At 69.9% G+C, this 15430-nt stretch carries 6 protein-coding genes; 3 read left to right on the top strand and 3 right to left on the bottom strand.

The window, feature by feature from the left end; all coding sequences use genetic code 11:
• Position 1: 1 nt before the first annotated feature.
• Both SOM61_RS06260 and SOM61_RS06255 read right to left on the bottom strand, forming a co-directional pair.
• Positions 2–8143 (bottom strand): GH36-type glycosyl hydrolase domain-containing protein, encoded by an 8142-nt coding sequence (locus SOM61_RS06260; RefSeq protein ID WP_320473297.1) that lies wholly within the window; start codon positions 8141–8143, stop codon positions 2–4.
• A 176-nt stretch (positions 8144–8319) separates the two neighbouring features.
• Positions 8320–9870: an aminotransferase class V-fold PLP-dependent enzyme gene (locus SOM61_RS06255; RefSeq protein WP_320473296.1), complete on the bottom strand. Its 1551-nt coding sequence runs from the start codon at positions 9868–9870 to the stop codon at positions 8320–8322.
• 152 nt (positions 9871–10022) lie between these two features.
• Here SOM61_RS06255 and SOM61_RS06250 point away from each other — a divergent pair, with 152 nt between their 5' ends.
• From SOM61_RS06250 to SOM61_RS06240, 3 genes are all read left to right on the top strand, one after another.
• Entirely contained in the window at positions 10023–10508 is a 486-nt protein-coding gene (locus tag SOM61_RS06250) for an Lrp/AsnC family transcriptional regulator (RefSeq protein WP_123071687.1), read from the top strand.
• 86 nt (positions 10509–10594) lie between these two features.
• The gene (locus SOM61_RS06245; RefSeq protein ID WP_320473295.1) at positions 10595–11722 is read left to right on the top strand and encodes a branched-chain amino acid ABC transporter substrate-binding protein; all 1128 of its coding nucleotides are present in this window, start codon (positions 10595–10597) and stop codon (positions 11720–11722) included.
• Positions 11723–11742: 20 nt separating this feature from the next.
• A complete protein-coding gene (locus SOM61_RS06240; protein ID WP_320473294.1) occupies positions 11743–13554 on the top strand; it encodes a DUF885 domain-containing protein in 1812 nt (603 codons plus the stop codon).
• A 180-nt stretch (positions 13555–13734) separates the two neighbouring features.
• Here the strand turns inward: SOM61_RS06240 and SOM61_RS06235 are convergent, their stop codons facing one another.
• Positions 13735–15426 carry a M14 family zinc carboxypeptidase gene (locus SOM61_RS06235; RefSeq protein ID WP_320473293.1) on the bottom strand — a complete coding sequence of 564 codons (1692 nt, stop codon included), beginning with the start codon at positions 15424–15426 and terminating at the stop codon, positions 13735–13737.
• Positions 15427–15430 lie beyond the last annotated feature (4 nt).

Here is a 15430-nt window from a genome sequence, read left to right as displayed (position 1 = left end):
CCTATACCTCGGGGGCGCCAGGGGTGCGCGCAACCCGCATTTCTATCTTGTGGTCACGCCGGTCGTCGCGCAGCGCGATGGTCCAATCGGGGCAGGGTTGGCCGTCCAGCAGCATTTCTTCGGCGCCCTCCGTGGCGCGCACCGTGATCTCGTAGAACGCGCCGCGATGACGGTAGCGCAGGCTGAAACCATCCCAGCCCGGCGCCAGGCGCGGTCTCATATGCAGCGCATCGCCATGGCGTTCCAGGCCCAGCAGCGCTTCGACCATCAACAAGCAGGTCCACGCCGCCGCCGGAGTAGCAAAGCCGCCGATGGCGCGGCCGGCATGCGGCGCGATCGTGCGCAGGCCGCCGCTCATCAGGTAGGGAGGCCCGTCGCCATGCGCCTGCGGGTCGAGCATGCGCGCCAGCTGCCATGCGCGGCCGGCATCGCCCAGCCGTGCGAATCCGGCCGCGGCCCAGGCGGTGGCGCGGTGCTCCTGGCCGGGGCTCGCGCTTACCCGCTCGCTCCATTCGCCATCCACCGGCGGATCGCAGCGCGGCACGGCGCCATCGCTGCGCAAGCGTTGCACCGCCGCGCGCAGCGCCTGCGGCGCCTGCCCTGCGCCGGCCTCCAGCGCCCAGCACTGGGTCGACAGCTCGACGCGGCAGGCGGCATTGGCGATGGAGCCGAGGGCAGTGCTGCTGTCCAGCCAGGTCCAGCGGTACCAGTCGCCATCCCAACCGTGTTCTTCGCACTGCGCGCGCAGCGCCAGCGCCGCGCCGCGGCAGGTGGTGGCGAAGCCGAAGTCGCCGCGCCGGTCTGCCACCTCGGCAAAGCGCTGCAGCACGGTCGCCATGAAGAAGCCCAGGCGCACGCTCTCGACGCGGCCGGCCACGCCCTCCTCGTGCAGGCGCCCCGCTGCCGGCGGCAGGCCGCGCGGCCCGAAACGCAGGCAACCGCGCAGGCCGTGCACGCAGTGCTGATACAGATCGTCACGCTCCGACAGGGGTACGGCCAGCAGCGCATGGTCTTCCGTCACCGTCAGATAGTGCGTCAACGCGTAAGGCAGCCACAGGAAATCCTCGACATGGGCACCCGTCGTGAACGCAGGCGCGGCGCGCAGCAAGGCCTCGCGCAGCAGTTCGGGGCGGGCGTGGGCAAAGGCCAGGGCCGACTGCAGGCGCAGCGCCGGATCGCGCTCGCCCATCATCGCGCCGATCGCCTGACAGGGCAGCCAGCCATTCAGGCGCAGGTCGAACCCGGGATCGGGCGTGTGCACGGCGACGGCGCCGAGCGTGTGCTCCCACCAGTCGCGCAGGCGCTGCCATGCGGCCGCGGCGGCTTGCGCCGTGCCATGACGCTGCACGACCGCGCTGGCGTCCAGGCTGCCGGGGCCGGCCACGCCCAACACGAAGACCAGTTCGCACTCGGCCCCCGGTTCCAGGGTGACGCCGACCTGCAGCGCCGCGCACGGGTCGAAGCCCGCGCCGGCGGCGTCCGACAGAGCGGCACCTCCCAGCGACGCCGGCCGCGCGATGGAACCCAGGCGGCCGATGAACTCCTGGCGGTCGCAAGTTACGGTGACCTGCTCGGCGTCGACGTGGAAGAACGCGACCTTGTCGTGGAAGCCCGCGCCGAAGGCATTGCGCGCCAACAGCGCGCCGCTGGCGAGATCGCGTCCGGTCACCACCTGCAGGCCGGGCGGCGCTTCGCGGTCGTCGAGCAGCCATTCCACATACCCCGTCGCGCTCAGACGGCGCGGCGCATCGCTGTCATTACGCAGGCGCAGCACGCTGTACTTGAGCGGCGCATCCTGGGCAACGAAGCAGCGCAGCGCGGAATGAATGCCGTGGGCACGGTGCTCGAACACGCTGTAGCCGATGCCGTGGCGCGTCGTGTACGCCTCTGGCGACGGCGCCGGCCACGGTGTTGGCGACCAGACGGCGCCGCTGTCCTCGTCGCGCAGGTAAAAGGCTTCGCCGCCCTGAGGCGCGACTGCGTCTTCGTCCCCCGCCGTCAGGCGCGTGGCGCGTTCGCCGCTCCAGCTGACGGCATGGCCGCGCTCCGAGACGATGCTGCCGAAGGCCTCGTTGGCCAGCAGGTTGATCCACGGCGCGGCGGGCGCGGCGATCCCCGGACCGCTGCGCACCACGTATTCGCGGCCGTCCGGCGTGAAGCCGCCGACACCGTTGTCGAACATCAGCTCCGGCGCGGCCTGGTTCAAGGGTTCCGCGGTCCAGGCCTGCGCTGGCGTAGTAGCGACGAATGGCGGCGCCACGGCGCCCGCCGCGCGCTCGGCGCGGCGTAGCTGGTCGGCCAGGTCGCCGCGCGCGCCCGAGAGCAGCACGCTGGCGGCGGCGCGCAACAGGATGCGGTCTTCGTGCGGCACGTCTTCCTTCAGGTGCAGGTGCAGTCCGCCGGGCTGGTCGAAGCTGGACGGATCGACCAGCGGCACCGCCAGGTGCATCAGGGCTTCGCGCGTCGCGCGGCTGTCGCACAAGACCAGCAGATCGACCGCCAGGCCGTGGCCGCGCCAATAACCGTGGGCTTGCAGCAGCTGGCGCGCAAGACCGGTGTCCGCTCCCTCGCCCAGTTGCAGCAACAGCAGTGGCAGGTCGCCCGTGATGCCATACGCCGGCAAGTCGGCCCGCCCGCGCAGGTTGCGGGCGATGACGGGGGGATCGGCGCGCAGCGCCAGCGCGGGCTGCAGCAGGCAGCCGGCCAGGCGGTTGATCAGCTGGGCGTCGGCTTCGCCGATCTCGGCGCGGCGCAGCTCGGCCTGGGCCAGGGTCCAGGCGGCCTCGATCGCGTGGTCCACCTCGTGAGCGACGCCATAGCGCGCCGCCAGCTCGCGCGCCAGCGCACGGCTGGAGGCGGCGCCCAGCATCAGGTCGACCGTGATCTCCTGCTGCGGCGCCAGGGTCACGCTGCGCCGCAGCGCCAGCAATGCTTCGTCGGGCTCCGGGTCCAGGCCGGGCAGCACGCCTCCCTCCATCACCGCCTGCGGCCGGTACAGGTCATGGCCGCGCCCGATGAAGCGCGCGCGATTCGTTTCCACGCTCGGCTGCCCCGCCCTCTCGCGCACCGCATCACGCACCGTCATGCGGTGCACGAGCACGGGCGCGCTTGCCGCCGTCAGGCACAGCAGGCTGCCGGCGGCGCCGTCGAATTCGATCCGGATGCCGCTGCGACCGCCCTCTTCCAGCGGAGGCCCGGCAAGGGCCACGCAGCCGGTCAGTTCCAGGGTGCGTGTTTCGGGCGCGCGATTGACGATGCGGATGCGGCGCAGCTCGACGTCGTCGCCAGGGGCCACCACCGCATCGGTGCGCATCTCGATGCCGTGGTCCACGCGGCGCAGGCTGGCCCGCCCTTCGGCCAGCACCGCCTCGGCCTCGTCGGGCGCCGGCGCGCCGGGCAGCAGGACGTTGGCCCAGGTGGCGCCGGAGGCCGTATCGCGCACGTGAAGGGCCAGGCCGGTCTCGCCGGCATCGGCGCGCGTCAACCCAACTCCCTCCCAACGGCTGGCGCCGGCACCCGCGCTGTCGACGACCAGGTGGTAGCGGCCATTCGACAGCAGCTGGACTTCCGGCAGCGGCGAAGCATCCGGCGCGAGCACGCGCGAATAGGGGCGGGTCGCCGCGACGCCATCGGGCGCCACACCGGCCTCATAGCGCAGGGGCGGCTCGGCGCCGGCCGCCGGCGCCGCCTCTAGCAGCAGGCCGAGCGCGGCGCGCAGTTCGGGATCGCGCATGAAGCGGCGCTGCATCGGTTCACCCTGCAGGTGGCGCGCCAGCGCCAGCAGGGTCGTGGCCTGGTGGCGCGCGAGCTGGGCCCGCACCACCGCCTGGCGTTCGCCTTGCGGCAGGCGCGCCGGAGCATAGTCGAGCGCCTCATGAAAGCCGGTCTCGCCCAGCAGGCCTTGCTCCGCCATGCGGCGCAGATTGGCCGCCGCCAGCGCCGGGGCCACGCTGAGTGCCAGCGCGGCGCCATGGGGTGCGGCGACCAGGTCGTCGCCCGCGCGCCGCTGCAGGGCCGCGGCGTCCAGTCCGAAGCGCCCGACGCGATAGCGCGCCGTCGCATCGACCGCGTTGCAGCCCGATTCCGTATAACCCCACAGCAGCCCCCGGCCCTTGGCGTGGGCCGCCTGCAGGCGCGCCACGGTCCGGCCGGCGTCATCCAGCAGGGTGTCGCGGAACAAAGGCATCACGAGGTGCGGCGCCAGATAGTCCGCCAGCGCGCCCGTACGCGACAGCAGCAGCGCGCCGCCCCCCGTCATGCGCAAGGGACGGCCGAGCGACCACCAGTGCTGCTGCGGCAGCTGGTCCTGGGCGACGGCGGCGAAGCTGGCCATGCGCGCCTCGGACGCCAGCAGGTCGCAGCTGTCGCCGTCCAGGCGCCCGTTGCCCCCCTCGCGCACGTGACAGCCCGTGGCCAGCAGGCCGGTGGACGGATCGACCAGCGCGCCGAAATCCATGCGCGCCGCTTCCCGCGCCTGCGCGGCCAGGCGCGCGACGGTCTCCATGCGTTCGCGCGCGCAGTCGCGCCCCTGTGCGACCAGCTGGGCCAGGCCCGCGTTGCCGCCTTGCGCTTCGAACGCGGCCAGCTCGCGCAAGGTCGGGATGCGGGTCAGGCCGGCATCGAGCACGTATTCCTGCACCGCGCGGGTCCAGGGCGTGAGCGCATGCAGGTCGTCCAGCTGCGCCGCGCACTGCCGCGCCAGGCGCGCCGTCCAGGCGCGCAGCGCGGGGGCGGCGTCGTCAGGCAAGCCGGCGTCCAGCTCGGCCGTCCTGGCCGCGACCATGCGAAGGCAGTCGGCCAGGCCCGGCAAGGTATCGGTGGCGCGAAGGCAACCCGGCGCCAGGGATTCATCCAACGCGTCCAGCGCCGGCAGCAGGCCCGGCGGCGCGTGCTCGCGCACCACGTACAGCGTGGTGCGGATGCCATCCAGCTCGGCGGCGTCGAAGATCGGCCGGTCCGGCAATTCATCGAGGCCGGCGGCGAAAGTGCGCAGCGCCAGCGCCAGGCCGCCGCTGGACGCGGTATCGACATGGGCCGGTTCGAGGGAAGCGAGCGTGACGCCGTCATACCATTCGAAGGGGTGGCCATGCCAGCGTTCCAGCAAGGCCATCGACGCCAGCGCCTGCTCGCTGCGTGCGAGCAGGCTTCCCAGCGGCAGATAACCGAAGTCGCGCGCGCTCAGCGTCGCCAGCAGGGCCGCGCCCATGCTGGCGGGCGACACCCGCTCGTCGACGGTAGGTTCGGAATGGTCGAATACGGCTTCCGGCGCCAGGCCGTGCCGGCCCACGCCGTGCTGTTCGAAGAAGGCCCAGCTGCGACGCGCCACCGTGCGCAGGAACAGGGTCTGCCCCTTCGCCAGGCGCATGCCGCGCCGCGACGGCTGGCTGACCCACCACGCCAGCACCGGCGACAGGAACCACACCAGCAGCAGCGGCGCGGTCGCGAACAGGGCGTACGGGTTGGCGAAGGTCAGCAGCACCGCGACGCCGACCGCCAGCAGCGGCGCGAACCACATCGTGCGCCAGTTGTTCTCCATCGCGCTGCTGGCGCGCGCCAGTGCCGGCGGACGCAGCTCGAGCAGCTTGCGGCGGCTCACGTCGCGCCGCCACAGGCCGCGCACGACCGCGTCGGCGTCGAGCCAGGCCCGGTGCGGCAGGAAGGCCAGCGCCAGCGCGGCGCGCACCAGGGTCGTGCGCGCGCCGCGCGCCCAGGCGTCCAGGTGCTGGCGCAGCGGCGCATCCGGCGCGCGGCCGGTCAGCGTGGCCAGCATGTCGAGCAGCGCCGGCAACCACAGCGGCGCCAGGATGGCCGCGGTCCAGAACACGGGCGCGGCCAGCAGGCTCCAGGACAGCACGAGCAGCGCGATCGACGCCGGCGCGGCCAGGCTCCCGGCCAATGCATCGAACAGGCGCCGGCGCACGCGCGCAGCGCGCAGGCAATCGGCGCCCCGGCCCAGGCGGCGCGCTTCCTGCCAGGCGGCGCGCAAGGCGCGATGGCGGCGCAACACGTGTTCGCCATAACTGCCGGGATGCGCGGCATCCAGCCGCAGATCGTCCACGCGCGCGGCGCGCAGGCGGTCCTCTTCGATCGCGCCGGGCTGCGCCCGGCCCTCGTCGCGCAGCTCGAGACCCATCGCGCGGCGCCAGGCATCGACGTCATAGATCGCGGCCCAGCCACCGCCACCGTCAGGCCTCAGGCGCTGGTAGCGCATGGCGCCCAGGCGCGGCAAGGCGGTTCCGCGCCGTGGCAGCAGCATGGCATGGCCTTCCAGCACCCGGCCCGCTTCGTCCTGCAACGGCCGGTGCAGCGGGTGCGCCATCGCCGCCACCAGGCTGCGCGCGGCGTCGCGCGGCAGGCCGGTATCGGCATCGAGCGCGATCACATAGCGCATCTCGGCCGCGGCGCCGAGATTCCCGGCCGCGAGCGTGAAGCGTTCGCGCACGCCGCACAGCCACGCATTCAGGTCGGCCAGCTGGCCGCGCCGCCGTTCGCGGCCGATCCAGGCCTGCTGGTCTTCGCTCCAGGCGCGCGCACGCGCCAGCAGCATGAAGGGGCCGTCCTCTTCGTCACCCAGCGTACTGTACTTGCGGTTGAGCGCCTCGATCGCACCGCCCGCCTGGGCCAGCAGGGCGGCGTCGACAGGCATCGTTGCTTCCGGCGAGTCGGGCAGGTCGAGCAAGAGGCAGAAACGCAGGCGCGGATCGCGGTTGCCCAGGTAGCGCACTTCGAGGTCCTGGCACAGCGCCGCGAGCTGCGCGGCATCGGCCGGCTGCGCCGACACGGCCACCAGCGTGCGCGCATCCTCGGGGATGCCGGCCGATACGTCGATGCGCGGCGTGACCGCGGGCCGGGCCAGCCAGCTCCCTGCCATGCCCATCAGGGCGCGCGCCAGGGCGCCGGCCACCGGCAGCGCCAGGATGCCCATCAGGACCAGCAGCAGCGGCCCGGCCCCGCCCTGCCAGGCATGGACCAGGCCCGCGCCCGTGAACAGCAGGGCCAGCGCCGCCGTGGCGCCCGTATGCATGCCGGGGGACGCGTCCTGCAGCGTGGCGCGAGCACGCGGCGCCCATCCACGCCGTCCGCGCAGCCTGGCCTCGAGCGTCGCCAGGCCAGGGCCGGCCAGGTAGTGGCCCACGTGGCGGATGCGCGTATCGAGCCCGCCCTCGCCCGGCGCGCGATGGACGCCGGCCAGCGCAATCGCCTCTTGCGCCACCGCGGCCTCGCTCACGCCGAGGGAGTCCGCCAGGCGCGCGACCGTGTGGCGGTAGCGGTCGCGCGTGGCGCCGTCCATGCGCGCATAACTGCCGTCCGGATCGTCGCGCAGCAGCGCATCGACCACGCCCAGTCCCTCGGCGAAGGCGCGCCAGTCGACGCCGCCCAGCGCGCGCAGGCTGGCCAGGGCATTGCCCGCCACGATGGCGTCCTGCGCTCCGTCGCTGCGCTCGTCCTGCATCAAGCCGGCGATGCTGCCCTGTCCATCCGCCAGGCGCGCGTCGATCCAGTCCAGTACCTGCGCCAGCGGCGCGCCGCGGCCTTGCAGGCGGCGCGCCAGTTCGGCGATGAAAGCGCCGTTGTCCGCGTCCTGGCTGCGCGCCATGTCGGCGAACAGCAGCACCAGGTCGCCCGGGCGGGCCTCGGCGGTGTCGAGGAAGCGCCCGGCCCAGGCAGCGGCGCGTTCGCGGCCGGCGCAGGCATGCGCGGCACGCGCCGCCAGGGCGGCCAGCCGGTCGATCAGCGCGAGACGCAACAGCGCGGGCAGCGCATCGAGTTCGGCGACCCGGAGCAGCGTGTCTTGCTGGCTGGCGGCCAGGACGCGCGCCAGTTCTTCGGTGTCGACGACGCCGTCGGCGCGCGCCACCATATCGGTCACGAGCCCCCAGACACGCGCGGCGCCCTCCTGGGTGGCGACCTGCCGCGCTTGCGCGCGCGCCAGCCGCAGCTGGGTATCGAGCAGGTGGTAGCCGTCGAGCAGGCGTGCGCCGGCGGGAGGCAGTTCGAGCCCGGCGCGCATTGCGCGGTCGAGCGTATCGCATGAACGAACGATGGCCTCCGCATTCGCGGCCAGCAGCGCCACTGGGGCGGTGGCGCCGGCGCCATGTGGCGCATGCTGCCCGGAGGGCATCTTGTCGTTCTCAACTTTCAACGGGGACCTCGGGATGGAGGCGTGCGCGGCGGACCGCCGGAGGACGGGACAGCCTGATGCTAATCAGGGCAAGGAACCAGACAAACAATGCTGGGCGCGCACGGCTGACTCCATGCTAGGGAAAGGACCGGAAAGTGACCGTGCGCTGGCGTACACACACCGCCTGCCGGGAAGGCTTACACGGCGAGCGCGAAACCACCGGCCAGCGAGCAGGCACGCGGATGGCCCAGCGCACGCAGGGTGCGCGCGGCGCGGGCGCTGCGTGCGCCGCTGCGGCACACGAACAGCAATGGGCGAACATCGGCGCCCAGCCAGGCGGCGGCGTGTTCGGCCACGCTCGCCAGCGGCACGTTGAGCGCCATGCGGCCGTGCAGTTCCACCTGGCCGGCGACGCTGTGCTCGCGCACGTCGCGCACGTCGACCACGATGGCGTCGGGATGGGCCGCCAGCCAGCCACGGGCCGCGATGGCGTCGAGCTCCATGCCGGCGTCCAGCACGGCATCCAGCTGCGCTGCCTCGGGCGGAGCCGCCGGTGCTGACGATGCTGCCGGCATTGCCAGCGCCGCCCCGCAGCGCGCGATGCGCTCGCACGCCTGCTCCAGCGCGGCGGCGTCCAGCAGCGGCCCGATCGACAGGCGCACCGCCGACGCGCTGCGCCAGGCCGGCAAGCCCATCGCGTCGAGCACATAGCTCGGCGCGGCCTTCGACGCGGCGCAGGCCGAACCGGCGCTGACGCGCATGCCGGCGGCATCGAACAGGTCGAGCAGCTCGGCGCTGGCGACGCCGGGAATCGAGAAATTGAGCGTGGTCGGCAGAGCATATGCCGGCGGCGCGTTGAACACGATGCCGGGGAAGGCAAGGGTCAAGGCGTCCGCCAGGCGCACGCGGCAGGCCTGCAGCGCCTGATGGCCAAGAAAGGTATCGCCGCGCTCCAGTGCTTCGAGCACCGCGCCCAGCGCCGCGATACCGGCCATGTTCTCGGTGCCCGAGCGTTGATTGTCTTCCTGGCCGCCGCCGCAGATCAGCGGCGTAAACGGCGCGCCTTCGCGCACGTACAGCATGCCGATGCCCTTCGGCGCATGCAGCTTGTGGCCCGAGAACGGCGCGTAGTCGATGCGGCTCGCGCCCAGGTCCAGCGGCAGCTTGCCGAGCGCCTGCACGCAGTCGACCATCCACAGCGCCGGACTGGCCGTCTCGTTCAGCACCGCCGCGATGCCGTCCAGGTCGGACACGACACCGGTCTCGTTGTTGGCAGCCATGGTGCAGACAAAGGCGAGGCGAGGCGCCAGCGCGCGCAGCACGTCCAGGCGGTGGCGGCCGTCGCCGTCGACCGGCAGCACGCGCAGTTCGAGGCCCGTTCCCAGCAACCGGTTCCAGTGCGCCAGGCTTTCGGACACCGCCTTGTGTTCGGTGGCGCCGACCAGTACCACGTCGCCGCAGGCCTCGCCGCGCGCGCGCCGTTCGCGCACCGCGCACAGCACCGACAGCACCGCGGTCTGGATGCCCTCGGTGGCGCCGCTGTTGAACATCAGCCGTCCGCTCGGGGCGCCCAGCACCCGCCGTGCGCAGGCGCGCGCGCCCTCGCGCAGCGCGCGTGCGCGCAAGCCGCTCGCATGGCTGCTGCTCGGATTACCGAAACACTCCTGCAGCGCGGCCATGGCTGCAGTGGCGGCGGCAGGCAGCACCGGCGAAGTCGCGTTGGCGTCGAGATAGATTTCGGTGATCATTGATTAGCTGCCAAAGACATAAAAAAAGGTGTCGCACAACACGTTATTGTCCAGTAATATGGTACGGAGTTACGCCGATCAAAACGTCCCAAATTTCTCGATTTGCGGGCTGTTAATAGAATAATTATTCTTATAAACAAGCTTTACGGAATATGAACTCACTCGACAAGTTTGATTGTGCGATTCTCGCCGCCTTGCAGGCGGATGCAACCCTCTCCATCTCGGGCCTGAGCGAAAAGGTCGGCCTTTCCAGCACGCCCTGCTGGAAACGCGTCAAGCGCCTCGAGGAAGACGGCTATATCGAAAGCCGCGTCAGCATCGTCAATCGCCAGAAAGTCGGCTTGCCGGTCACCGTTTTCGTCAGCATCAAGACCACCGAGCACGACGAAAAATGGCTGGCGCGCTTCGCCGCCGCCGTGATCGCCCTGCCCGAAGTGCTGGAGTTCCACCGCATGAGCGGCGACGTCGACTATCTGCTCAAGGTCGTCACCACCGATATCGCCGGCTACGATCGCTTCTACAAAAAGCTGATCAAGACCGCGCGCCTGACCGGCGTGTCGTCCGCCTTCTCGATGGAACAGATCAAGTCGACCACCGCCCTGCCGCTCGAACTGATCTCGCACGGCGTGCCGGCCTGAGCGTCTTTACGCCGACGCCTGGCGCTTTCGCGCGGCGTGCGATCGTGCGATGATGGCGGCCGTTGACATCAACGGAGACCAAGGGAATGCGATCGAAAATAAAGATGGCGCCGCTGGCGCTGGCGGCGTTGTTCGCCGCTCAGGCAACCGCCGCGGAACAAATCGTGAAGATCGGCGTGAGCGGCCCGCTGTCGGGTTCCAACGCCTTCGCCGGCAAGGACAATGAGAACGGCGTGCGCCTCGCCATCGAAGAACTCAACGCGCAGAAGATCCAGGTGGGCGGCAATGTGCTGCGCTTCGTGCTGCAGTCCGAAGACGATGCGGGCGACCCGAAACAGGGCGTGACCGTGGCCCAGAAATTCGCCGACGCCGGCGTCAAGTACGTGCTCGGCCCGTACAACTCGGGCGTGGCGATTCCGGCCTCGCGCGTCTACAACGACAACGGCATCCTGATGTCGACCGTCGGCACCAATCCCAAGATCACGGCCGCCGGCTACCCGACGGTGTTCCGCATCGTGGCCAGCGACACGCAGGTAGGCGCGTCGGTTGCCGGCTATGCCGCCAAGGAGCTCAAGGTCAAGAATGTCGGCGTGATCGACGATCGCACCGCCTTCGGCCAGGGCATCGCGATGGAATTCAAGCGCCAGGCGCAGCAAGCCGGCATCAAGGTCGCGGGCCACGAATTCACCAACGACAAGGCGAGCGACTTCGCCGCCATCCTGACCTCGCTGCGCGCGAAAAAGGTGGACGCGATCTTCTTCGGCGGCTACGCCCCGCAAGGCGCGCCGATGGTACGCCAGATGAAGCAACTGGGCCTGAACGTGCCGCTGCTGGGCGGCGACACCCTGTGCAGCCCCGAGATGGCCAGACTGGGCGGCGCCGCGGTGGGCGAGAACGTGCGCTGCGCGCAGGCCGGCGCCATCGTCGCCCAGCAGCCGGGCGGCCCGGCCTTCCTGGCCAGCTACAAGAAGCGCTTCGGCCGCGATCCGGATGTCTACGCGCCATCGTTCTACGACCAGACCAAATTCATCGCCCAGGCAATCGGCCAGGCGAAGTCGGTCGATGCCAAGCAGGTCGGCGCCGCGATGCACGCGATCAGCTACCAGGGCGTGGTCGGCGCCTACGGCTACGATGCCAAGGGCAACCTCAAGAAAACGGCGGTGACCGTGTACACCTTCAAGAACGGCGCGTTGACGCCGCTGGCCAGCTACTGACCACCACAAGGAAAAACAGGATGAGAGAGATCTTCAAACTCGGCGCGCTGGCGGCCAGCGTGCTGCTCGCGTGCGCGCCCGCAGGCGCGGCCGCCACGGCCTCCGACGCCGCACCGGCCAAGACCCGCGTCGCCACGACCGAAGCCGGCAAGGCGATCAACAAGCTGGTGGACGACTACTATGAAGCCTATGCCCGCTTCGAGCCGGTGTGGGCGACCGAGAGCGGCGACGGCCGCTTCTTCGACCAGCTCGGCCTGTCGATCGCGCCGAAGAAGCGCGATGCGCAATTCGCGCTGTACCGCGGCTACCTGAAGCGCCTGGCCACGATCCCGCGCGAGCGCCTGAATGCGCACGAGCAGGCCAGCTACGACATCGTCAAGTTCGAACTCGACAACGCACTGCGCCTGGGCGCCTTCCCCGAACACCTGCTGCCGATGGACCAGATGTTCAATATGCCGGCCTTCATTGCGAACTACGCCGGCGGCGAAGGCGCGCAGCCGTTCGCCACGCCGAAGGACTACCGCAACTACCTGAACCGCCTGGAACAGATGGTGGCCTACATCGACCAGTCGATCGCGAACATGCGCGAAGGCGTCAAGCGCGGCGTCGTGCATCCGCGCCAGCCGATCGAGTCGTTGCTGCCGCAGCTCAAGCAGCTGCAGGCCAAGAGCGCGGAAGCCAGCATCTTCTACACCCCGATCAAGAAGCTGCCGGAAGGCTTCTCGGTCGCCGACAAGCGCAGCCTGACGGATGCCTATCGCAAGACGGTCGGCAAGCTCAATCCGGCCCTGGACCGCCTGGCCAGCTATGTCGAGAAGGACTACCTGCCGAAAACCCGCACCAGCGCCGGCTGGAACGCGCTGCCGAACGGCGCCGAGTGGTACAAGGCGCGCGTGGCGGCAATGACCACCACCGATATGACGCCCGAGCAGATCCACGCGATCGGCCTGAAGGAAGTGGCGCGCATCCAGGGCGAATACGGCAAGATCGGCCCCAAGATGGGCTATACCGGTCCGGCCGCCGGCCTGCCGAAGTGGGTCTCGGAGCAGCCGAAGTACAAACCGTTCACCACCGACCAGCAGGTGATCGAGGTGTTCCAGAAGCTGGACACGCAAGTGCGCACCAAGCTGCCGGCCCTGTTCACCCTGATGCCGAAGGCGCCGCTGGAAGTGCGGCTGGAGCCGGAACTGACGCGCGAGACCGCGTCGGACCACTATTCGGCGCCGGCCGCCGACGGTTCGCGTCCGGGCGTGTTCTGGTCGGTCGTGAACGACCCGACCAAGTACGGCCGCACCGGCATGGTCACGCTGTACCTGCATGAAGGCCAGCCGGGCCACCACTTCCACATCGCGCTGCTGCAGGAGCTTGGCCTGCCCAACTTCCGCAAGTTCGGCGGCAATACCGCCTTCACCGAAGGCTGGGCGCTGTATGCCGAGACCCTGGGCAAGGAGATGGGCCTGTTCGAGCAGCCGGAGGATTACTTCGGCCACCTGAACGACGAGATGCTGCGCGCCGCGCGCCTGGTGGTCGACACCGGCCTGCACACCAAGGGCTGGAGCCGCGACCAGTCGATCGCGTATTTCCGCGATACGCTGGGCTACTCGGAACTGGAAGCGCGCGCCCAGATCGAGCGCTATATGGTGATGCCGGGCCAGGCGCTGGCGTACAAGATCGGTTCGTTGAAGATCATGGAACTGCGCCAGCGTGCGCAAGCGGCGCTGGGCGATAAATTCAGCCTGCCGAAGTTCCACGAGGTCGTGCTGGACGAAGGCACCTTGCCGCTGGCGGTGCTGGAGGCGAAGGTCGATCGGTGGATTGCGGCGTCGAAGTAAGCGCTATTACGCCACCAGTTCACTAAACCAACGTCGTCCCCGCGCAGGCGGGGACCCAAGTTTTGCTTGCGCCGCCTACCTATCAAGCGAAGTGGCTGCGCAAGCAGGCTTGGGTCCCCGCCAAGGCGCCCGGCGAGGGCGGGGACGACGTTCATCTGGCGCGGTTGAAAGCTTGGTTCATCAACGCGCAATCATGAACACCGGATAGCGGTTCCACTCCGGCTCGCGATACCGCGCGCAGTTCGCATAGATGAAGTCCAGCACGGCCTCCTGGCTGGTCAACAGCCCAGGATTCGCAGCCTTCCACTCGGCGAACTTCGCCGCCAGCGCTGGCTCATCCGCCAGCAATTTCTCGGCCTCGTCCTCGAACACATAATCCGAGTAATGCTCTTTCTTCTCCAGCACGCTGTTGAAGAATCCCCAGCGGAAGAAGCTGTCGTGCGCCAGCGGTTCGAGCGTCTCGACCGCATAGCGCGCCCGGTCCTGGTCCAGCGGCACGAGGTAGTCGCCGGCGCGCAGCAGGACCTGGCCGATACGGCGCTCCAGCGCCACCTCATCATGGAACATATGGCCTTCATAGGCCGACGGGCGCGAGGTCACCGACCCGATCTGGTAATACGTCACTTCCTGCACGCGATCCGCCTCGACCCGCTCCATGCGCACGCCATTCCACTCCAGGCGCTCGATCGCCTCACGCCACTGCTGCGGCACGACATAGGCTTGCGGGGCCGGCACCGCGACGTCGACCGGGAAGCTGTTGTAATAGGCAATGTCGCGTTCCCACGGGCTGCTGCGGTCGTAGTACAGGCGGGTATAGTCGCCGATGGCGCTCTTCTTGTACTTGGCCTCGTAGCCCTTGAAACGGAAGCTCGCCGGATTGGCTTCGTCCATCTTCCAGCGCACCGGCCATTCACTTTGCTTGCGGCCTTGATCGCGCGCCGCGCGGCGCAGCGCCTGGATGCGGTCGGCGTTCTTGACGGTGAACTCCAGCGCCACTTCGACCAGCGCCACCATCGACTCGTAGCGGTCCTTGAACGGCTTGAGCATGTGCGTCTCGGGCATGAAGCCGATCGTGTGGTGCAGCGCCGCGTAGCCGGTCGAGAAGCGCGCCGTCTCGAGGAATTCGGCGATGCCGTGGTCCGGGCTGTCCTTGACCGGGTTCACATAGGGGCAGGTCGGCCAGCCGCGTGCATCCATGCCGGCGTACATCGCGGGCAGCATCTCGGCGCGCAGGAAATCGCCCAGGCCGCCGCCCAGTTTGTCGGCCTGGGTGTGGATCAGGGTCATCGTGTAGCTGTAGTCGGCGCCGTTGGAGGTATGGGTGTCGACCATCACGTCCGGATCCCAGCTCGTGAACAGCTGATTGAACGTGCGCGCGGTCAGGGTGTCGCACTTGACGAAGTCGCGGTTCAGGTCGAGGTGGCGGCTGTTGCCACGGAAGCCGAACTGCTCCGGTCCGTCCTGGTTCACGCGCGAGGTGTCGGCGCGGTTGAAGCTGCCGTCCACGTTATAGAGCGGGACGAACAGGAACACGGTCCGGCCCAGCGCCGCGAGCTTGGCGGGCTGCAGGCAGAAGTCGCGCACGATCGCCATGCAGCCGTCGACGCCTTCCGGCTCGCCCGGGTGAATGCCGTTATTGTTGAAGAAGACCGGACGGCCGGCGCGCTTGATCGCCTCGCGTTCGAACACGCCGTCGCTGCTGACCACGCCCGCGTGGATCGGCACGCCCGCATCCGACACGCCCACCTTCTCGAAGCGCAGCACGGAAGGGAAACGGCGCGCGAGGTCTTCGTACCAGGCGATGCACTCGGCCCAGGTGGTGGTCTGGTTCAGGTTGCCCTTCTCGTAGGGCGTCAGCAGTTCAGTGGACATGGAT

Source organism: Massilia sp. CFBP9012 (assembly GCF_034045115.1).
GTDB lineage: Bacteria > Pseudomonadota > Gammaproteobacteria > Burkholderiales > Burkholderiaceae_D > Telluria.
The sequence above is the reverse complement of the archived record's forward strand: the minus strand, read 5'-3'. Positions and strand labels throughout refer to the sequence as shown.

Bases quoted from the DNA above. Each gene is read 5' to 3' on its own strand.
- SOM61_RS06235 (WP_320473293.1), bottom strand. From the start codon at position 15,426: ATGTCCACTGAACTGCTGACGCCCTACGAGAAGGGCAACCTGAACCAG.
- SOM61_RS06245 (WP_320473295.1), top strand. From the start codon at position 10,595: ATGCGATCGAAAATAAAGATGGCGCCGCTGGCGCTGGCGGCGTTGTTC.
- SOM61_RS06255 (WP_320473296.1), bottom strand. From the start codon at position 9,870: ATGATCACCGAAATCTATCTCGACGCCAACGCGACTTCGCCGGTGCTG.
- SOM61_RS06250 (WP_123071687.1), top strand. From the start codon at position 10,023: ATGAACTCACTCGACAAGTTTGATTGTGCGATTCTCGCCGCCTTGCAG.
- SOM61_RS06240 (WP_320473294.1), top strand. From the start codon at position 11,743: ATGAGAGAGATCTTCAAACTCGGCGCGCTGGCGGCCAGCGTGCTGCTC.